This window comes from Bradyrhizobium sp. CCGUVB23 (genome assembly GCF_024199885.1).
In the GTDB taxonomy this organism is placed as follows: Bacteria; Pseudomonadota; Alphaproteobacteria; order Rhizobiales; family Xanthobacteraceae; genus Bradyrhizobium.
Genome location: NZ_JANADQ010000001.1, coordinates 8,480,651 through 8,498,138 on the forward strand (window position 1 = coordinate 8,480,651; position 17,488 = coordinate 8,498,138).

The 17,488-nt window shown below is 65.6% G+C and carries 14 protein-coding genes; 4 read left to right on the forward strand and 10 right to left on the reverse strand.

Annotated elements, in window-relative coordinates; genetic code table 11:
- Positions 1 to 2 precede the first annotated feature (2 nt).
- The 4 genes from NLN62_RS39550 to NLN62_RS39565 are packed head-to-tail and all read right to left on the reverse strand — an operon-like array spanning position 3 to position 4,227.
- Complete coding sequence (locus tag NLN62_RS39550; protein ID WP_254112285.1) at positions 3 to 1,388, reverse strand: glycosyltransferase family 1 protein; 1,386 nt, start codon at positions 1,386 to 1,388, stop codon at positions 3 to 5.
- Entirely contained in the window at positions 1,385 to 2,125 is a 741-nt protein-coding gene (locus NLN62_RS39555) for an ABC transporter ATP-binding protein (protein ID WP_027524579.1), read from the reverse strand. The genes NLN62_RS39550 and NLN62_RS39555 overlap by 4 nt, the downstream gene beginning before the upstream one ends.
- A gap of 4 nt (positions 2,126 to 2,129) precedes the next feature.
- Positions 2,130 to 4,049, reverse strand: a complete 1,920-nt coding sequence (locus NLN62_RS39560; protein ID WP_254112286.1) for a glycosyltransferase — start codon at positions 4,047 to 4,049, stop codon at positions 2,130 to 2,132.
- 19 nt (positions 4,050 to 4,068) lie between these two features.
- Positions 4,069 to 4,227 (reverse strand): hypothetical protein, encoded by a 159-nt coding sequence (locus NLN62_RS39565; protein WP_198031807.1) that lies wholly within the window; start codon positions 4,225 to 4,227, stop codon positions 4,069 to 4,071.
- A gap of 129 nt (positions 4,228 to 4,356) precedes the next feature.
- Here NLN62_RS39565 and NLN62_RS39570 point away from each other — a divergent pair, with 129 nt between their 5' ends.
- Positions 4,357 to 5,238 (forward strand): DUF6502 family protein, encoded by an 882-nt coding sequence (locus NLN62_RS39570; protein WP_027524581.1) that lies wholly within the window; start codon positions 4,357 to 4,359, stop codon positions 5,236 to 5,238.
- Positions 5,235 to 6,431, forward strand: coding sequence for a DUF5666 domain-containing protein (locus NLN62_RS39575; protein ID WP_027524582.1), 1,197 nt, complete (start codon positions 5,235 to 5,237; stop codon positions 6,429 to 6,431). The genes NLN62_RS39570 and NLN62_RS39575 overlap by 4 nt, the downstream gene beginning before the upstream one ends.
- A 55-nt stretch (positions 6,432 to 6,486) precedes the next feature.
- On the opposite strand, the gene NLN62_RS39580 is transcribed toward NLN62_RS39575, so the two are convergent.
- Both NLN62_RS39580 and NLN62_RS39585 read right to left on the reverse strand, forming a co-directional pair.
- Positions 6,487 to 7,842, reverse strand: coding sequence for a M23 family metallopeptidase (locus tag NLN62_RS39580; protein ID WP_027524583.1), 1,356 nt, complete (start codon positions 7,840 to 7,842; stop codon positions 6,487 to 6,489).
- A 111-nt stretch (positions 7,843 to 7,953) separates the two neighbouring features.
- On the reverse strand, positions 7,954 to 8,646 hold the full coding sequence (locus NLN62_RS39585) for a peroxiredoxin (protein WP_084801514.1): 693 nt from the start codon (positions 8,644 to 8,646) through the stop codon (positions 7,954 to 7,956).
- A gap of 195 nt (positions 8,647 to 8,841) precedes the next feature.
- On the opposite strand from NLN62_RS39585, the gene NLN62_RS39590 reads away from it, so the two are divergent.
- The gene (locus NLN62_RS39590) at positions 8,842 to 12,669 is read left to right on the forward strand and encodes a DUF3971 domain-containing protein (protein WP_027524585.1); all 3,828 of its coding nucleotides are present in this window, start codon (positions 8,842 to 8,844) and stop codon (positions 12,667 to 12,669) included.
- 57 nt (positions 12,670 to 12,726) lie between these two features.
- On the opposite strand, the gene NLN62_RS39595 is transcribed toward NLN62_RS39590, so the two are convergent.
- From NLN62_RS39595 to tyrS, 4 genes are all read right to left on the reverse strand, one after another.
- On the reverse strand, positions 12,727 to 12,912 hold the full coding sequence (locus NLN62_RS39595; RefSeq protein ID WP_156944462.1) for a hypothetical protein: 186 nt from the start codon (positions 12,910 to 12,912) through the stop codon (positions 12,727 to 12,729).
- Between the two features lie 11 nt (positions 12,913 to 12,923).
- Complete coding sequence (locus NLN62_RS39600) at positions 12,924 to 13,355, reverse strand: DoxX family protein (protein ID WP_254095352.1); 432 nt, start codon at positions 13,353 to 13,355, stop codon at positions 12,924 to 12,926.
- Positions 13,356 to 13,579: 224 nt separating this feature from the next.
- Complete coding sequence (locus NLN62_RS39605; RefSeq protein WP_027524587.1) at positions 13,580 to 14,827, reverse strand: MFS transporter; 1,248 nt, start codon at positions 14,825 to 14,827, stop codon at positions 13,580 to 13,582.
- Between the two features lie 57 nt (positions 14,828 to 14,884).
- On the reverse strand, positions 14,885 to 16,138 hold the full coding sequence (tyrS, locus tag NLN62_RS39610) for a tyrosine--tRNA ligase (protein ID WP_027524588.1): 1,254 nt from the start codon (positions 16,136 to 16,138) through the stop codon (positions 14,885 to 14,887).
- A 161-nt stretch (positions 16,139 to 16,299) separates the two neighbouring features.
- Between tyrS and NLN62_RS39615 the strand changes: the two genes are divergently transcribed.
- Entirely contained in the window at positions 16,300 to 17,403 is a 1,104-nt protein-coding gene (locus NLN62_RS39615; protein WP_254112287.1) for an anhydro-N-acetylmuramic acid kinase, read from the forward strand.
- Positions 17,404 to 17,488: the final 85 nt, after the last annotated feature.

Sequence of the window (17,488 nt, forward strand, 5' to 3'; positions counted from 1 at the left end):
GCCTATTGCGCAGCCATCATGCTTTCCGCCGGCCGATACTGGCCGAGGAAGTCGGCGGCCTGGGTCTGGTAGCCGAAGCGTTTGGCAAGCTCGCCGCGGTGGTCCCTGATGTCGCGGCGGCATTCTTCCTGCCGCGCGATGACGCGCGTGACGGAGGCGCGGATCGACTCGGCCGAGAAAGGATCGAAATAGTCGGCGAGCTCGCCCGCGACCTCGCGAAACACGGCGATGTCGGAGCAGAGAACGGGCGTGTTCGCCGCGAGCGCCTCAATGATCGGCACGCCAAAGCCTTCGGCGAAGCTCGGCATGATCAGGCCGTGCGCCTCGGAGATCAGCGTCGCTTTCTCATGCTCGTCGACATAGCCGGCAAAGCTGATATTGGGCGGCAGGTTGCGCATCTGCGAGGCAAGGCCGGCATAGCCGATCACGACGAGGTCGGCCTGCGGCATGCCGCGGAAGGCACGGATCACGGTGGCGACGTTCTTGCGCGGCTCGTTGGAGACGATGACGACGAAGCTCGGCCGCCCCGGACGCCCCGTCGGGGCTGGCAGTTGCAGGACGTCCGGAGCGTCGAACTGCGTGCGGGGGTAAACGACCCTCGCAGGCAGATGGGCAAATTGCGGCAGCAACTCTCTGAACCGCATCATGCTGTAGTTGGAGACGAAGGCGAGCTCGTCGGCCTGGCGCAAGCTCGTCAGCAGGCGCGACAGGAACAGGCGCGTTGCGACGTCGCTGAGCTTGAGATCGGTGAGCGGCAAGAGGTCGTGGACCACGCAGATCACCTTGGCGCCGGGCTTGCGCTTGATCGCCACGCGGGTCGGCGTATCCACCAGGATGACGTCGTAATCTCGGGCATCGATCCGTGGCGGCGGCAGCAGGAAGAGGGCCGCGGAGTCCTGGTAGCTGTAGAAGCCGGCCTCGAGCTGGAAGTCGCGGAACAGCTCGAGATGACGCAGATCCGGCGGAATGTATTCGAGCGCGGCGCTCTTGTTCTCGATCAATCGCGTGCTCATCCCGCGCAGGCCGATCGCACGCAGGAAGCAGAGCGCGTATTCCCACGACGTCGCCATGTCGATCCGGTGCCGGATCCAGCCGAGCAGGCGACGCAGGCCGCCATGGCTGCGCATCATCGGCTCGCTCATGTTGACCTCGTCGAGGTAGCGGTACAGCGCCAGGAGCTCGATGTTGCGCGATTGCCGCGGAAACAGCCCGGTACGCCGCTCGCGTGCGCGCAACTTGCGATAGCGGCGCGTTGTCTCGACGAGCAGGGTCAGCGCGTGGCCGTCGGCTTCGAGCGAGCGGATCAATTCGCGGCTGAAGTGGAAAATGCCGCGCTTGTGGTTGGGCTCGCCGAGCGCCTCGGAAACGACCAGAATGCTCTTCTTCATGCGCGTATCTCGCGGAGCTCGAATGGATGGGCCGCGGGCGGCTCGACGGCGACCGTCGAGGCGACGCGCCCGTGGTCGAGGTTGATGATGGTGGAGCAGGTTCGGCGCAGCAGCGGCTGGTCATGGGACGCGATGATGACGATCGCGGCCTGCGAAACCAGTTTGAGCAGACGGGCCTGCGCCTTGGCCGAGAAATTCTCGTCGACGACACTGAGCCACTCGTCGAGCAGCAGGATGTCGGCCGGGAATGCGGTTGCCGTCGCAAACAGCACGCGCATCAGCATGCCCGAGGAGAACATCCTGAGCGGCAGCCGCTGCATCCGCTCCTCGAGCTCGGTGAAGGCCCAGATCTCGTCGATGATGGCGCGGGTCGGCTTGCGGCCGGAGATCCGCAGCAACAGCGCGATATTGTCCTCGGCCACGAAGTCCAGGTTGACGCCGGCATTGAGGCCGAGCAGGGGCACGATGTTGCCCTTGATCGCGACGTTGCCGCTGCTCGGCGGATAGACCCCGGCAATGAGCCGGAGCAGTGTCGACTTGCCCGAGCCGTTCGGTCCGGCAAGACCGATCCGTGCGCCGGCCTCTGCTTCGATCGTGATGTTGTCGACGGCGCGAATGATCCGCATCCCGCCTTGCTCGCGGATGAGATGGCCGAGGAGGCGGCGCTTGAGCGAGTAATCGTAGGCGCCGTAGAGGGGATAATCGAGACTGACGTTACGCAGGTTGATCGAGGCCATGACGCTAGATCCAAAAGGCCGCTTTGCGCAGGTGCACGAGCGTCAGCCAGCTTGCGAGCATGAGCACGGCAAGGCACGCCAGCACATAGAAGATGCTGATCGTGTCGACGTGACCGCCCGCCAGAGGCTCGCGCCACACCGCGAACAGGTGCGTCAGCGGATTGATCCGCATGATGGTCGAGCGATGATGGATCATCTCCGACGACCAGATCACGGGTGAGGAGAGGAAGCCCAGCATCAGCGAGGATTCGATGATCGGCTTGAGGTCGCGATACCGCGTCGCCATGGCGCCGAGCACCAGGCTCAGCGCGAAGGTGCAGGCGATGAAGAGCAGCAGCCCCGGCAGGGCGGCGAGCGCGTGGGAGAGATCGCGCGGGGTCAGCACCAGCCAGAGGATCAGCGGCACACAGGCGTTGTGGAGCGCGAACAGGGCCTGGCGGAAGGTGCATTGCAGAAGGAAGATCACCGGCGGCAGCGCACGGTCGCGGATCAGGCTAGCCGAGCCCTGGAGCGCCGTGGTGGCATCGAGCACGACGCTGTTGAGGAAGGTCCAGGCCGTCATCGACAGTGCGAGCATGGGCAGCCGCGCGAGCACGCCGGCGTTGGACATCTGGCCGATCACCGAACCCAGCACGGCGACCACGATCGCCATCTGGAGCGACATCCAGAACGGGCCGAGCAGCGAACGCACATAGCGATGGCGCATGTCGGACCAGGCCAGCGCGCCTGCGATCCGGATCATTTCGAGCCAGCCCGGCGTGGCGGACGAGCTTGTGCTCGCGGCCGAGGCCTGAGCCAATGCCTGGGCGTATACCGTCTCCATACCGTTCTTGAAGGCCGTGGCGGAATAGCGCGTGGCCGCACGCGTTCGCGCGGCAAGGCCCATGCGGCGGCGGCGTTCGGGATCGCGGATCAGGGAATCGATGGCGTTGCCGAGCGCTGCGGCATCGCCGGGCGGTACGGTGATCGCCTCGATGCCGTCACGCGCAACGTGAGGTACGGCCGTATCCAGCGCGGTGTTGACGACAGGCCGGCCTGCCGCCATCGCCTCGAGCTGGACGAGCCCGAACGTCTCGGCGTTGGTCACCGACGGCATCGCGAACACGTCGGCGATGCACATCAGCTTGACGCGCTCGCAATCGGGTACGGAGCCGAGCAGGCGGACGCGGTCGCCCACACCGAGCTCGGCGATCAGTTGCTCGAGCCGCGCGCGCTCGGTGCCTTCGCCGATGATCCAGACCTCGAAATTCCACCCCTGGGCGGCGCGGATCAGCACCTCAAATCCCTTGTAGGGAACCAGCCGGCCGCAGGCGAGCACGAGCCGTCCGCGATCGTTGACGTGCTCGGGCTCGATCCTCGGCCAGTCATACTTCGTGGTGTTGATGCCGAATGGCACGACGTGGCACTTGTCGGCGAATTCCCGCAGCAGCGGCGTTGTGTCGACCAGCACGCGGTCGGAGACGATGATGGCGGCGGCCTGACGCAGCGTCCGGCGCATCAAGGGTTCGATGAACCAGCGCAGGCCGGCATGGGTGACGATGTCGGCGTGCCAATGCACGACCAGCGGCCGCTTGCGAGCAAGGCCGAACGCGAAGACGAGGTCGGCAAGCGGGAAGGGGGCGTGCAGCGCCAGCAGGTCGTGCTGCGCGATCTTGCGCCACAGGCGCCACGGATAAGTCGGCGCAGCCGGCAGCGAGAGCACGTCGCCGAATGACTGCACGCGCTCCACGGCCACGTCGTCGACGACGATATCGCGGCGTTCTTCGGCGGATTTCGAGCAGACCAGCACGGCGGAGGCGAAGGCGTCCTTCAGGCTCGCGCAGATGTCGCGGATCACAGTGAGCGTGCCGCCGAACAGGTCGGGGTAGTAGACCTTGAAGATATGAAGAACCGACGGGCGGGTGGGTTCGCTGACAGGGGTCATGCTGTTCGTCGCGCTCCGCTCAGCCGGCCAGGAGGGCGGCGACGAAGGGCACCGCGAGCGTCGAGATGAAGATCGCGCCGCGCAGCAGCGCAGGCAGCATCGGTTCGACGGCGTCAGGGCGGCGTCGGCCGAGATGTGCGGAAATCATGCTGGAATTGCAGACCAGGCGGTCAGGCATTGGGTCAACTTTCCCTTTCGAGTCGTGCCCTCAGTTGCGTCTCCTATATGTGGGAAAATTTACCACGTCAACGGCGCAAACGAAAAATGTGGGATTGTGTCCCACGCGAGGCGCCGTTACAATTCAGACATGAATGCCAAGCCCGGGTCCAAGGCGGCGGATAAGCCGGCTGCGCCACAGCCGAACGCCGCGGCAAAGCTGCACGCGCCCCTCGCGCGGCTGTTGCGCCCGTTGGTGCGCCTGTGCATCCGCAGCGGCATGACGTTTCCGGCGCTGGCACAATTGCTCCGCGAGCTGTTCGTCAACGTCGCTGAGCACGATTTCGCGCTCGAGGGCAAGGAGCAGACCGACAGCCGCGTCAGCCTGCTCACGGGCATCCATCGCAAGGAAGTGGCGCGGCTGCGCGGCGCCGGTGCGCCCGTGCACGAGGCGCCGGCGGCGGTGTCGCTGACCAGCGCGGTGATCGCGCGCTGGCTTGCCGCGCCCGAATTCACCGATGCGAAGGGCGAGCCGCTGTCGCTGCCGCGCACGGCCGAAGGCGCGGCTCCCTCGTTCGAGCAACTTGTCGCCTCCGTCACCAAGGACGTCCGTCCCCGCGCGGTGCTCGACGAATGGCTCGATCGCGGGCTCGTCACCATCAACGGCGATGACGCGATCGAGCTGGTCGAGGCTGCCTTCGTTCCGCGCGGCGAGGACGACAGCAAATGGCACTATCTCGGCCGTAACCTGCACGACCATATCGCGGCGGCGGCCGAAAACGTCTCTGGGCCTGCGCCGCGCTTTCTCGAACGCGCAGTGCATTACAACGGCCTGTCGCCAAAACTTGCCAAACGGCTCGAGGCGCGCTCGCGCGAGCTTGCGATGGAGGCGCTCAAGACCGCCAACCGCGAGGCGAACCGCGCGCTCGCCAAGGACAAGGGCGGCGATGCCCGCTGGAATTTCGGCATCTACATTTATTGCGAGGACGTCGAGGAGGAGAGCGACGGCAGCGGCGAGGGCGGTCGCTCATGACCACGCCGCCGCGCATTTCCCGCCGCCTGCTGCTGACGGGATTCTGGCTCGCCGGAACGGCTGCCGCCTGGGCGCAAACCAGGCGCGGCACGGACCAGGGCATCGGCGGCACCGGAATTACGCGCGGCGATGATCAGGGCATCGGCGGCACCGGCATCGTCGGCGTGATCCAGCGCTTCGGCAGCATCTACGTCAACGGCGAGCGCGTCGCTTACGCGGCCGACGTGCCGGTGCGGATCGACGGCGAGCAGGCTACGACCAAGAGCCTGCGCATCGGACAGCTCGCGCGCGTGGTCGCCGTCCGGCAGGCCGACGGCACGCTGGCGACGCGCAGCATCAACATCGCCAGCGAGGTTGCAGGCCCGATCGAAGCGGTGAAGGGCAACGAGATCACCGTGCTCGGCCAGAAGGTGGTGGCGAGCGGCCAGGAGAGCTGGCGCCGCGTCGGCACGCATGTCGCCGTGTTCGGGCTGCGCCGCACCGACGGCACGATCGTCGCAAGCCTCGTCGAGCAGCGTCGCAAAGCCACCGCGCGGGTTTCCGGTCTGCTCGAGCGCGGTCCGGACGGGCTGCATATCGGCGGCCTGCGGCTGAAGGGTGCCGATGTCGCGCTGGTCGGCCAGCGCGTTCAAGTCGAGGGCAGCGCGAGCCAGGGCATGCTCCAGGTCGCGCACGCGAGGGTCGACAATTTCCAGGATCTTGCCGGCGCGACGAGATTGTCGGTCGAAGCCTATGTGCAGCGCGAGGGCGCCAACCTCCAGCTTGGCTCCGGCCTCATCGCCCATGACGGCTCGCGCTTTGCGCCGAGCGCAGGCGAGGCGCGGGTGGTGCTGAACGGCATATTCGATCCCGCGCGTGGCTTGCAGGTCGAATCGGTGCAGGCCGTCACGCAGTTCCCGGGATCGTCGCTGCAGGGGCCGGGCAGCCCGCCTGGCTTTGGCGGCCATTCGCCGGGTGGCTCGATCCTGCATCCGGGAAGCGGCACGCCTGGTTCGCCGAGCGGCCAGCCCGGCGCACCACCTGGTGGTGGGCCCGCGCCTGGTTCGAGCCCCGGTTCAGCTCCCGGCTCCGGGCCATCCGGCCCGGGCGGTCCGTCCGGTCCCGGCGGCCTTGGCTCACCCGGCGGTCCCATGGGGCCCGGCGGTGGCGGCTTCGGTGGTCCCGGCGGCGGGATGGGTGGCGGCAGGCGTTAAATAAAAAGCGACGAGCCGCATGCTCGTCGCCGTTGAACACTCTGCTTGTCGCGGATTAGCCCGCGCTGAGGCGCACGCCGGCGCGCAGGAATTTCTGCGGGTCGACCGCTTCGCCGTCGATGCGGGTTTCGTAGTGCAGATGCGGGCCAGTGGAGCGGCCGGTCGATCCGACCAGTCCGACAACCTGGCCGATCTTCACGATCTCGCCGACCTTGACGTTGATCTCCGAGAGGTGGCCGTAGCGGGTCGAGAGCCCGTTGCCGTGGTCGACCTCGACCATGCGGCCGTAGCCACCTGACCATCCGGCCGACACCACCTTGCCGTTGGCGGTGACGCGGACGGGATCGCCGGTCGCGGCGCGGAAGTCGAGGCCGGTGTGCATCGCCGGCCGGCCGAGGAACGGATCGCTGCGCACGCCGAAGCCTGAGGTGAACTCGACCTCGCCGATGACCGGCTTGCGATAGGGCACCAGCGCCAGCGTGCGGTTGAGCCGATCCACCTCGGCGCGCGTGACGTTGATACGATTAAGCTGCTTCTCGAACGGACCGGCATTCGCGGTGAGTTTGACGGGTACAAAAGGCCCGCCCATCGCGGTCCGCGGCACGGCGGCTTCGAGATCGGCGAGGTTCAGGCCAAGATCACTGACCACGCCGCGCATCCGACGCGCGCGCGATTCCATGCTGTCCTCGACGGCGCTGAGCGCGGCGATCTGGCGTCTCTCGACCTGGTCAAGCGAAGTCTGCAAACGCACCAGGACGTTGTCAAAACCCTGAACCTTGGCGAACTGGTTCAGCTGCGGGCTGGTGATCACTGGTGTGCGGGATTCAAGCCGCGCCTCGCGATCCGGCGGCGCCACGAAAATCACGGTGTCGCTGATCGGCGAGGGTTTCGGTGTGCCCTGAGGAGGGGTGGCGTCGCCGCGCTGCGGTGTCGCGCGCGGGATCGATCCGGTCACGTCGGGCATGGCGCCGAGCGCCGTTGCGCGCGACTCGAGCGCGGTCTGGCGCTTCATGATCTGGTCGAGCTTCTGGTCGAACTGCTCCTGGTCGAGCAGCTGCCGGCTCGTGGTGCGATCGACCTTGGCCCTGAGCTCGGCGATGCGATCCTCATAGGCATATTGCATCTCGGCCTGGCGGGCGATCAGCCGCGTCAGCACGTCGTCGCGGAAGGCGAAATAGGTGGCGGTCGCCGCCGACCACAGCCCGAGCAGCACGACGGTCCCGACCACGATCCAGAACACCACGGGCCCGAGGCGGACCTGCTTGCCGTGATGCACGATGGTGTAGGCGTCGTCGGCGGCGGGCAGGGGTATAGCGGTGGCGGAGCTGACAGGACGGCGGTTGAAGGGCCGCCCGTGGTCGTGAGGGTGATGCTGGGAGTAGTGCGAGTATTGGGCAGAACTTTTCGACATCGGCACTCCCGCGCCGGTCGGAGAGGTTCCGTACGGCTCAATTGCCGCAGCAATCTGGGCCGCTCATGGTTAATTTTCCGGAAACGGGAACGCTCGAATTCGCGCAACTGGTTAAAGAGATGTTGCCGCCGCCAGCACGTCCTCGGCGTGGCCGTCGACCCGGACGTTACGCCAGATTCGCGCCACCTTGCCGTCGGCGCCGACCAGCACCGTGGTGCGAAGAATCCCGAGGAAGGTCCTGCCATACATCGATTTTTCGCCCCAGGCGCCGTAGGCCTCGAGCATCTCGTGCTGCTCATCCGAGATCAGGGGAACAGCCAGCTTGTGCTTGTCGCGGAACTTCTCCTGGGCCTTCTGGGGATCGGCCGAGATGCCGAGCACGCTCGTGCCGGTCGCGGCGAAGGCATCCTTCAGCCGGGTGAAGTCGATTGCCTCGCGGGTGCAGCCCGGCGTGTCGGCGCGGGGATAGAAGAACAGGACCAGCTTCTTGCCGGAATAGTCAGCCAGCCTCGCCACGCCGCCGCCGTCGCGCGGCAGGCTGAAGGCGGGTGCCTTCTGGCCTTCGGACAGGGCACCCTTGGTCCCCTTGGCGGGGGCGGCGGTCGATTCGGAAGATTTTAACCGTTTCGACGTGGCCTTGTGCGATGCTGCCACGGTTGAGGTCTTTGTTGATTTGCGTGTTGCGGCCCGCTGCGTCCTAGCGGGCTTTGTTGTCGCCATAGTCCGCGTTTGCGTCCGCTTTTTCCTAGGGGTTGGGCTGCCGGAGGCCGTCTTGGACGATTTCTTTCGCGTTTTCTTGGACATACGCCTTCCTTTCGACGCTTTCGGCGGGTCAACCAAAGCGGTATTGCAGCTCTCGTCCGGCGTGCCGGATTCGTGCCCTCGGCTGGGCAACTCTGACGGCGCCGGAGTATGGTTACAAGGAATTCCAAGCACCACCCCACTGCTCGTTGAACGCGCGCTCGGGGCGATATGACGAACAGCAGGAATATCAAGGGAATGGCGGCAATGCCGGCGCAGGGACGTTTGGTCCCCGCGGACGGCTGCGGCCCCGGCGGCGCTCAATCTAGGGATGGGCGCCTGTATCGAGAGGCAATGGCAAGGAATACGTCGCCCCAGGACCACAACGGGGACCTCTATCGGGACCTCGATCGGCGCGCCGGAGTGCAAGAGCCCGTCGAATGGGACGAGGTCGATTGGGATCCGGACCAGGAGGCGGCCGCAGGCCACCGGGCGCGCCGGCTGTTGTCCCGTTCCAACTCCCGCTTTCATCGCGTAGGCGACGGCTTTGGCGCGTTCGGCCGCTGGCTCGCGGCCGATCGCTGGGTCAAGCGGCTCGCCCTCGTCACCTGTACCCTCGTCATCATCTTCGTCTGTTGCTTCGCCACGCTGTGGTGGCGGCTCGGCGCGGGTCCCATCAATCTCGACATGGCGACGCCATGGCTCGCGGCGGCGATCGAGGACAATATCGGCCACGGCAACACCGTCGAGGTCGGCGGCACCCAGATCGAGCGCGCAGGGCGGATCCGCATCGCCGTGCGCATTCGCGACATCATCGTCCGCGACCGCGATCGCGCCATCGTCGCAAGTGCGCCGAAGGCCGAAGTGCGGCTGTCGGGCGTGGCGCTCCTGATGGGCCGGCTGCGCGCCGAAAGTCTCAATCTCGTCGATGCCGAGCTCGCGATCCGGATCGCGCCTGACGGTACCGTCACAGTGTCGGCCGGTGACACCGCCAAGCCGCTCGCCACCGGCGTCGCGTCGAAAAAGGAGGCGGGCCTGCCGCCGACCTTCCCGCGTCCGGGATCGGCGCCGCCTCCCGCAACGACTGCTCCCGCCACCCCGTCCGGTGCGGACGCGGCGGCAGCGTCTTCGGCCAGCGGCAGCACGCAGAGCGGACTGCTTGCCGGGCTCGACTGGCTCGACAGCCTGAGCATGACCGGGCTCGACGGCCAGAATCTCAACGAGATCGGCCTGAAGAACGGCAATCTGATCGTCGACGACCAGCAGCGTGGCAGCAAGTGGAGCTTCGAGAACATCAGCCTCAGCCTGCGCCGTCCGCACGGTGGCGGCGTTGCGCTCAGCTTCGGCGAAGAGGGCGCGCGGCCATGGTCGCTCCGCGCAACGATCGGCCCGGCCGAGAACGGCGTGCGCTCGGTCGATATCAAGGCCGACAAGGTCTCGACCTCGAACATCCTGCTGGCGTTGCGGCTGAAGGACCTGACCTACAATGCCGACCTGCCGCTGACCGGCGAGCTCAAGGGCGAACTCGGCCGCGACGGCCTGCCGACCTTCTTCCGCGGCAAGATTCTCGTCGGCGCGGGCAACATCATCGACACCGACACGCCCGACTATCCAATGGCGATCGACTCGGCCGAGCTCAATCTCGAATGGGATGCCGGACGCCGGGTGCTGGTGGCGCCGTTCAAGATCATCTCGGGTGCCAACCGGGTCACGCTGCTCGCGCATCTAGAGCCGCCCAATGGCACCACCAACGACTGGCAGCTCGGGTTCAGCGGCGGATCGATCCTGCTCGGCGGCATCGACAACGAGCCGCCGCTGGTCTTCAACCGCATCGCCATCGGCTTCCGTTTCGACACCGACCACAAGCGCGTCGTGCTGACGCAGGCCGACATCAGCAATGGCGAGATCGGCGTCGCCGGTACCGGCGCCATCGACTATTCCGGCGAGCCGCGGCTGATGCTCGGCTTTGCGGGCACGCCGATGTCGGCGTCCGCGCTCAAGCGGATGTGGCCGACGCTTGTTGTTCCGGAGCTGCGTGAGTGGGTGATCGAGCGGATCGAGCGCGGCACGCTCCAGCGCATCGAAGTCGGCGTCAACTCGCCGACGCGCAATCTCCCCCGGAAGGGCCCGCCGATCCCCGATGACGGACTGTCAGTCAACATCGTGGCGAGCGGGGTTGCGGTTCATCCGGTGGACGGCATGCCCTCGGTGCACGACGCCGACCTGAAAGCGCACGTCACCGGACGGACCGCGACGGTGACGATCGGGCAGGGCATTGCCGATACGCCGGCGGGGCGCAAGATCACGATCTCGGATTTCACCTTCGAGGTGCCTGACATGGCGCCAAAGCCCTCGCCGTCGCGCAGCAAATTCCGCGTCGATGGTCCGGTGCCGGCGGCTGCGGAAATTCTCGCCAATGATCGCTTGAGCGATCTATCCGCCACCTTCGTCGATCCCAACACCAGCAAGGGTACGTTCTCGGCCAACATCACGCTCGCCTTGCCGGTGAAGGGCGAGCTGACCAAGGCGGACACGAGCTACACCGTCGCCGCCGACCTCAACGGCTTTGCTGCCGACAAGCTGGTGATGAACCAGAAGCTCGAGGCGAACAGCCTCAAGATCGTCGCCACCAACCAGGGCTACCAGGTCAAGGGCGACGTCAAGATCAACGGCCAGGCGGCCTCGCTCGATTACCGCAAGCCGGCCGAGGGCGATGCCGACGTCAAATTGCAGGCCACGCTCGACGATGCGAGCCGCGCCCGTCTCGGTTTCGATCTGGGTCCCGCCATCAGCGGTTCGATTCCGGTCAAGGTCTCCGGCAAGATCGCCAGCGGGCCCGAGCAGACCACGCGCCTGGGCATCGAAGCCGACCTGACCTCACTCAAGCTCGACAACATCCTGCCGGGCTGGGTGAAGCTGCCGGGCAAGTCGGGCAAGGCCAGCTTCAAGGTGGTGCCGACGGCGCAATCGACGCGGCTGGAGGACATCGTCGTCGAAGGCGGCGGCGTCTCGATCAAAGGCTCGCTCGAGGTCGACCAGAACGGCGACCTCATGAATGCGAACTTCCCGACCTATTCGCCGTCCGACGGCGACAAGGCCTCGCTGAGGGTCGAACGCGGTCCCGACGGCGTGGTGAGGGGCACCATGCGCGGCGACGTATTCGACGGCCGCGGCTTCCTGAAGTCGGCGATATCAGGGAATTCCGGCAAGGACGACAACAAGAGCAAGCTGAAGAACGTCGACTTCGACATCGACGTCAAGTTCGGCGCGGTCGCCGGCTTCAATGGCGAGGCGATGCGCAGTGTCGATGCCAAGATGTCGCGGCGAAGCGGCGCGGTGAAAGCTTTCACGCTAAGCGGCAAGGTCGGCCGCGACACGCCGGTGACGGCGGACTTGCGTGGTGGGCGTGCGCAGGGCAGCCGCGAGGTGATCTATCTCCAGACCAACGACGCCGGCGCGTTCCTGCGCTTCTCCGACACCACCAACAAGGTGTTTGGCGGCCAGATGGTGGTGGCGATGGAGCCGCCGACATCGGAGCCGACGGCGCGCGAAGGTCTCATCAACGTGCGTGACTTCACCGTCAAGGGCATGGAGCAGCTCGATCGCGTTGCGGCGGGTGGCCCCAACGGCACACAGAGCGGTGTGTCCTTCTCCGCATTGCGCGCGGAATTCACCCGGCAGAACGGCGCGCTCACGATCCGCGACGGCGTCGTCAAGGGACCGATGATCGGCGCCACCATCGAGGGCTCGATCGACTATCCCGGCAATCAGGTGTGCATGAGTGGCACCTTCGTGCCGGTATACGGGGTGAACAACATTTTTGGCCAGATTCCGTTGTTCGGCATCTTCCTCGGTGGCGGCGACAAAGAGGGGCTGATCGGCGTCACCTATGAGGTCGTCGGCACGCCGTCTGCGCCCGTGATGCGAGTCAATCCGATCTCGGCGATGGCGCCGGGCCTGTTCCGCAAGATCTTTGAGTTCAACACCGGTAAACAGAACTCGCCGATTGACGAGCTGCCAACACAGTCGGGCGAGAGCGGATCATCGCGGCCGCTATCGAGCGGCTGCAATCTGGCGCGGCGATAGCTTGAAGACGGTGAGGCGCCTCGCGCCAGCTTGCGTCCGTTCAAATCGTGATGAAAATCAGCCCAAGGCTTTTTCGGCAGCAAGACCGCCGGCGTCTGAACCCGCCTGGGTAAGCCCGCAATGAACCGCTTCGTTCACCGCTTCATCATGGCCGTGCTTCTGGCCGCGGCACTGGCCGTCATCTGGAACGTGCTCGGCGGGCGGTGAAGCGGCACCGGCGAGTTCGCCGGTGCCAATTCGCATTCAGGAGATTCTTAGCGCCGCGCGAAGGCGCCGCTCGGCTCCTCGCCCTCCTTGCGGACCAGCGCGTCGACGCTGATCGGGCCGCCACCGGCCGCGGAGATGTACAGACAGGCGAAGCAGAACAGGATCGCCGCGGTGCCGCCGTTGAGCAGCGGCAGGAACACCGGCGAGCCGCTCTTGAACATGTGGCCCATGAAGTACGCGAAGGCCATTTCGCCCGACAGTACGAACGCAGAGATCCGCGTGAACAGCCCGATCATCAGGGCCGCACCGAGCACGAGCTCGAGGGCGCCGGCCGCATAGATCAGCGGCGGGATGTCGGCGAAGTAGGGGACCGCCGGAAACTTGAAGATCTTGGCGATGCCGTACTGAAGCAACAGCAAGCCAGTGATGAAGCGAAACAGGCTCAGCAGAGCCGGTTGAAAGCGAGACAGTGAATTCATGATTTGCGCCCTTCCATCCAATTCCCATGCGACTTGAATCGCATCCGGTTCCACCCTGCAAGACAGGGACCATCAATTTGTGCTGACATTTTCGTCATGACAGACAAAACACCGCAAGCGATGCTTTGAGCCTGAGGCTTTGCACATTTTGTTTCCGGAACAAACGCATCCGCCGTCCGTAGTTTTCCGGTGGCGATACCGATTGCAGGTTACCTCGGGTACACCTAGCGCCGCAAGGCGGGCACAACTAGGAAGGGAATCATCCCGAGCACCACGCTCGCAAGTGCGAAGGCGAGCAGCGGATTGTAGCTCTGGGTCGCATCGTGGATCAGGCCGCCGCTCCAGGAGCCGAATGCCGAGCCGAGCCCGCTGCCGATCGAGATGCTGCCGTAGATCGTGCCGACGCGCTTGCCGCGGAAGATCTTCATCGCGGTGGCGGAGATGAGCGGTCCCCGCGAGCCCATCATGCTGCCGAAGCAGACGACGAAGCCGGTGAGCAGGATGGTGTTCGGATTGTACTGCAGCAGCCACAGGAGGAGGATGCCAAGGATCGAGATCGCGTAGCTCAACAGCACCGAAGGCCTGCGGCCGATCAGGCCGTCAAGCGCAGACACGCCGAGCATGCCGAACACCAGCACGACGCCCGAAAAGCCCCAGGCGGTTGCGGCCTGCAAAGGCGGGAAGCCGGCATCGATCAGATAGGCGACGATCTGGGCCGCGATGGAGTACATGCCGACCGCGGTGAAGAAGAAGGTCGAGAACAGCGCCCAGAACGCGTGATGACGCATGGCGCGCAAGAGCGTCCAGCCTTCGTCGACGAAATCGGGATCGGTCTTCTTCACGATATGGGGCGAGCCCGACGCGAACATCCGCCACGGTAGCAGCAGCAAGGGAAGCAAGAGGCCGAGGGCCGTGAAGCCGAAGATCTCATAGGTGCCGCGCCAGCCGACATGGTCGATCAGGATTTGCGAGATCGGCAGCAGCACGAGCACACCGCCGCCCATCGCCGAATAGACCACCGACATCGCGGTCGGCAGGCGCGGACCGAACCAGCGGCCGAGCAGGATCGAGTTCGGCACGATGCCGATGAAGGCGATGCCGACCCCGACGCAGAGACCGATCGAGAGCTGGAACTGCCAGAGATAGTTTGCGCGCGCCGCGACCAGGAAGGCGGCGCCGAGCAAGAGCAGCCCGAGCGCATAGACGCTGCGCGGTCCGGAATGGTCGAACAGCCGTCCGACGAACGGCGCGGTGAGGCCGCTTGCGAGCCAGGTCAGTGAATAGACCGAGACGATCTGCGCGCGATCCCAGCCAAAGCTTTCCGAGATCGGCTTCAGGAACACCGTAAAGCTGTCGCCAAGCCCGCGTCCGAGCACAGACAGCGTGAAGCACAGTGCGAGCACGACGAGGGCAGTGCGCACATGCGCGCCCGACTGTGCCGCGGCATTTCCCTTGGACGTGTTCTGATCCATTGCCCCTCAGGGAGCGCGTTTCCGCGCGCCCTGGCAAGCAGTGAAAAGCTCATACGCCTATGCAGGCTTGACGAGCACGTGCTTCTTCTTGCCGAGCGAGAGCTTGATCACGCCCTCCGGCGTGAGATGGGCCGGCGTCAGCGTCATCTTCTCGTCGGTGACGGATTCGTCATTGACCCTGAGGCCGCCGCCCTTGATCTGGCGCCGCGCTTCGCCGTTGGAGGCGACGAGGCCCGCCTTGACGAAGGCGTTGAGCACGCCGAGTCCGGCCTCCAGCTCACCGCGCGGAATTTCGATCGTCGGAAGCGTCTGCGCCAGCGCCCCTTCCTCGAACGTCCGCCGTGCGGTCTCGGCCGCTTCATTTGCGGCGTCGCGGCCGTGCAGCAGCGCGGTCGCTTCGGTCGCGAGCAACTTCTTGGCCTCGTTGATCTCCGAGCCCTGCAGCGCCTCGAGCTTCCTGATCTCGCTCATCGGCAGCGTCGTGAACAGTTTCAGGAACTTGCCGACGTCGGCGTCCTCGGTGTTGCGCCAGTACTGCCAGAAATCGTAGGGGCTGAACTGGTCGGCGTTGAGCCAGACCGCGCCTTGCGCGGTTTTGCCCATCTTGGCGCCCGAGGCGGTCGTGAGCAGCGGCGTCGTCAGCGCGAAGAGCTGCGGCGAGCCCATGCGGCGGCCGAGATCGACGCCCATGATGATGTTGCCCCACTGGTCGGAGCCGCCCATCTGCAACCGGCAGCCGGCGCGCTGCGAGAGCTGCACGAAGTCGTAGGCCTGGCAGACCATGTAGTTGAACTCGATGAAGCTCATCTCCTGCTCGCGCTCGAGGCGCAGCCGCACGGAGTCCATGGTCAGCATGCGGTTGACCGAAAAGTGCTTGCCGACGTCGCGCAGCATCTCGATCCAGTTGAGCTTGGTCAGCCACTCCGCATTGTCGAGCATGACGGCGTCGCTTGCGCCGTCACCGTAACGGAGCACCTTGGCGAACACGCCGCGGATCGAGGCCTTGTTGGCTTCGATCTCGGCGATCGTGCGCATGGCGCGCGTCTCGTCCTTGCCGGAGGGATCGCCGACCATGGTGGTGCCGCCGCCCATCAGCGTGATCGGCTTGTTGCCGGACTGCTGGAGCCAATGCAGCATCATCATGGTCAGGAAGTTGCCGATATGCAGCGACGGAGCGGTGCAATCGTAGCCGACATAGGCCGTGGCTTCGCCCTTGGCGGCGAGCGTGTCCAGCCCTTCGAAATCGGAGCACTGGTGGACGAAACCCCGTTCCTGCAAAATATTGAGGAAATCCGATTTAAATGCACTCATCTGTCGTCGGCTCTGATCATTCTTATTTTACGGTAATTGCGGCCAGTTGCGGAACCCGGAAGGAACGGACTGCCGCGTCGCGGCGCGCTGTGGCATTATAAGATGTGCTTGTTTGATACAAGCCAGGCGTCGGGGTAGGGAGACGTCGAGGCTTATTTGCGATGATGTTAACCGCACTTGGTCTGATGAGCGGGACCTCGCTTGACGGGGTCGACGTTGCATTGATCGAAACGGATGGAAAGCAGATCAAGGCGTTCGGGCCCTCCGGCTACCGGCCTTACAGCAATGCCGAGCGCAGCCTGTTGCGCCGGGCGCTCACCGAGGCTGTCCATTTGCCGCGGCGCGATGCCCGGCCGGGGGTTCTGGCCGAGGCCGAGCGCGCGGTGACGCTGGCCCATGCCGAGGCGGTCGCCGCCTTCACCGCCCAGAATCGGATGAAGCCGGAGGAGATCGACATTGTCGGCTTCCACGGCCAGACCGTGCTGCACCGGCCGGAGCGGCGGATGACGGTGCAGATCGGGGACGCCGTGGCGCTCGCCAAGGCAATCCATATTCCCGTGATGCACGATTTCCGTGCCGCCGACGTCGAGGCGGGCGGGCAGGGCGCGCCCCTCGTGCCGGTTTACCACCGGGCGCTGGCGCAATCGCTGGAGCGCGAGGGGCCGATCGTCGTCGTCAATATCGGCGGCGTCTCCAACATCACCTATATCGACGGCAACGATACGCTGATCGCCTGCGATACCGGTCCCGGCAACGCGCTGCTCGACGACTTCATGTACCGGACCATGAACCAGGCGTTCGATGCGGAAGGAAAGTTCGCCGCGCTCGGCAAGGTGGACGAGGCCTGGATCGCGCGGGCGCTGGGGCTACCATTCTTTGCGCTGCCGCCTCCGAAATCGCTCGACCGCAACGATTTTGCTGCACTCAAGCTAGGCGAGGTCTCGCCGGCAGATGGCGCTGCGACGCTTACCGCCTTCACCGCGGCCGCGATTGCCCGGGTCATTCCACTGCTGCCGCGACGACCGCGGAGCTGGATCATCAGCGGCGGCGGCGCGCGCAACCTCACCTTGCTGCGCATGCTGCGGGAGCGGGTAGGCTCGGCCACCGTCCAGGCCGCCGAGACGCTCGGCTGGGCCTCCGACGCCATCGAGGCGCAGGCCTTCGGCTTTCTGGCGGCGCGCGGCATGAAAGGCCTGCCGCTGTCCTACCCGGCCACCACCGGGGTGCCGATGCCGATGACGGGCGGGGTGATCGCGAGGCCATAGATCACGGGTGGTTGATGCATATGCATCGATCTTGACGGTTTCATGCAAATGCATATATGTTGATGCGCATGCATTGACCCGCCAG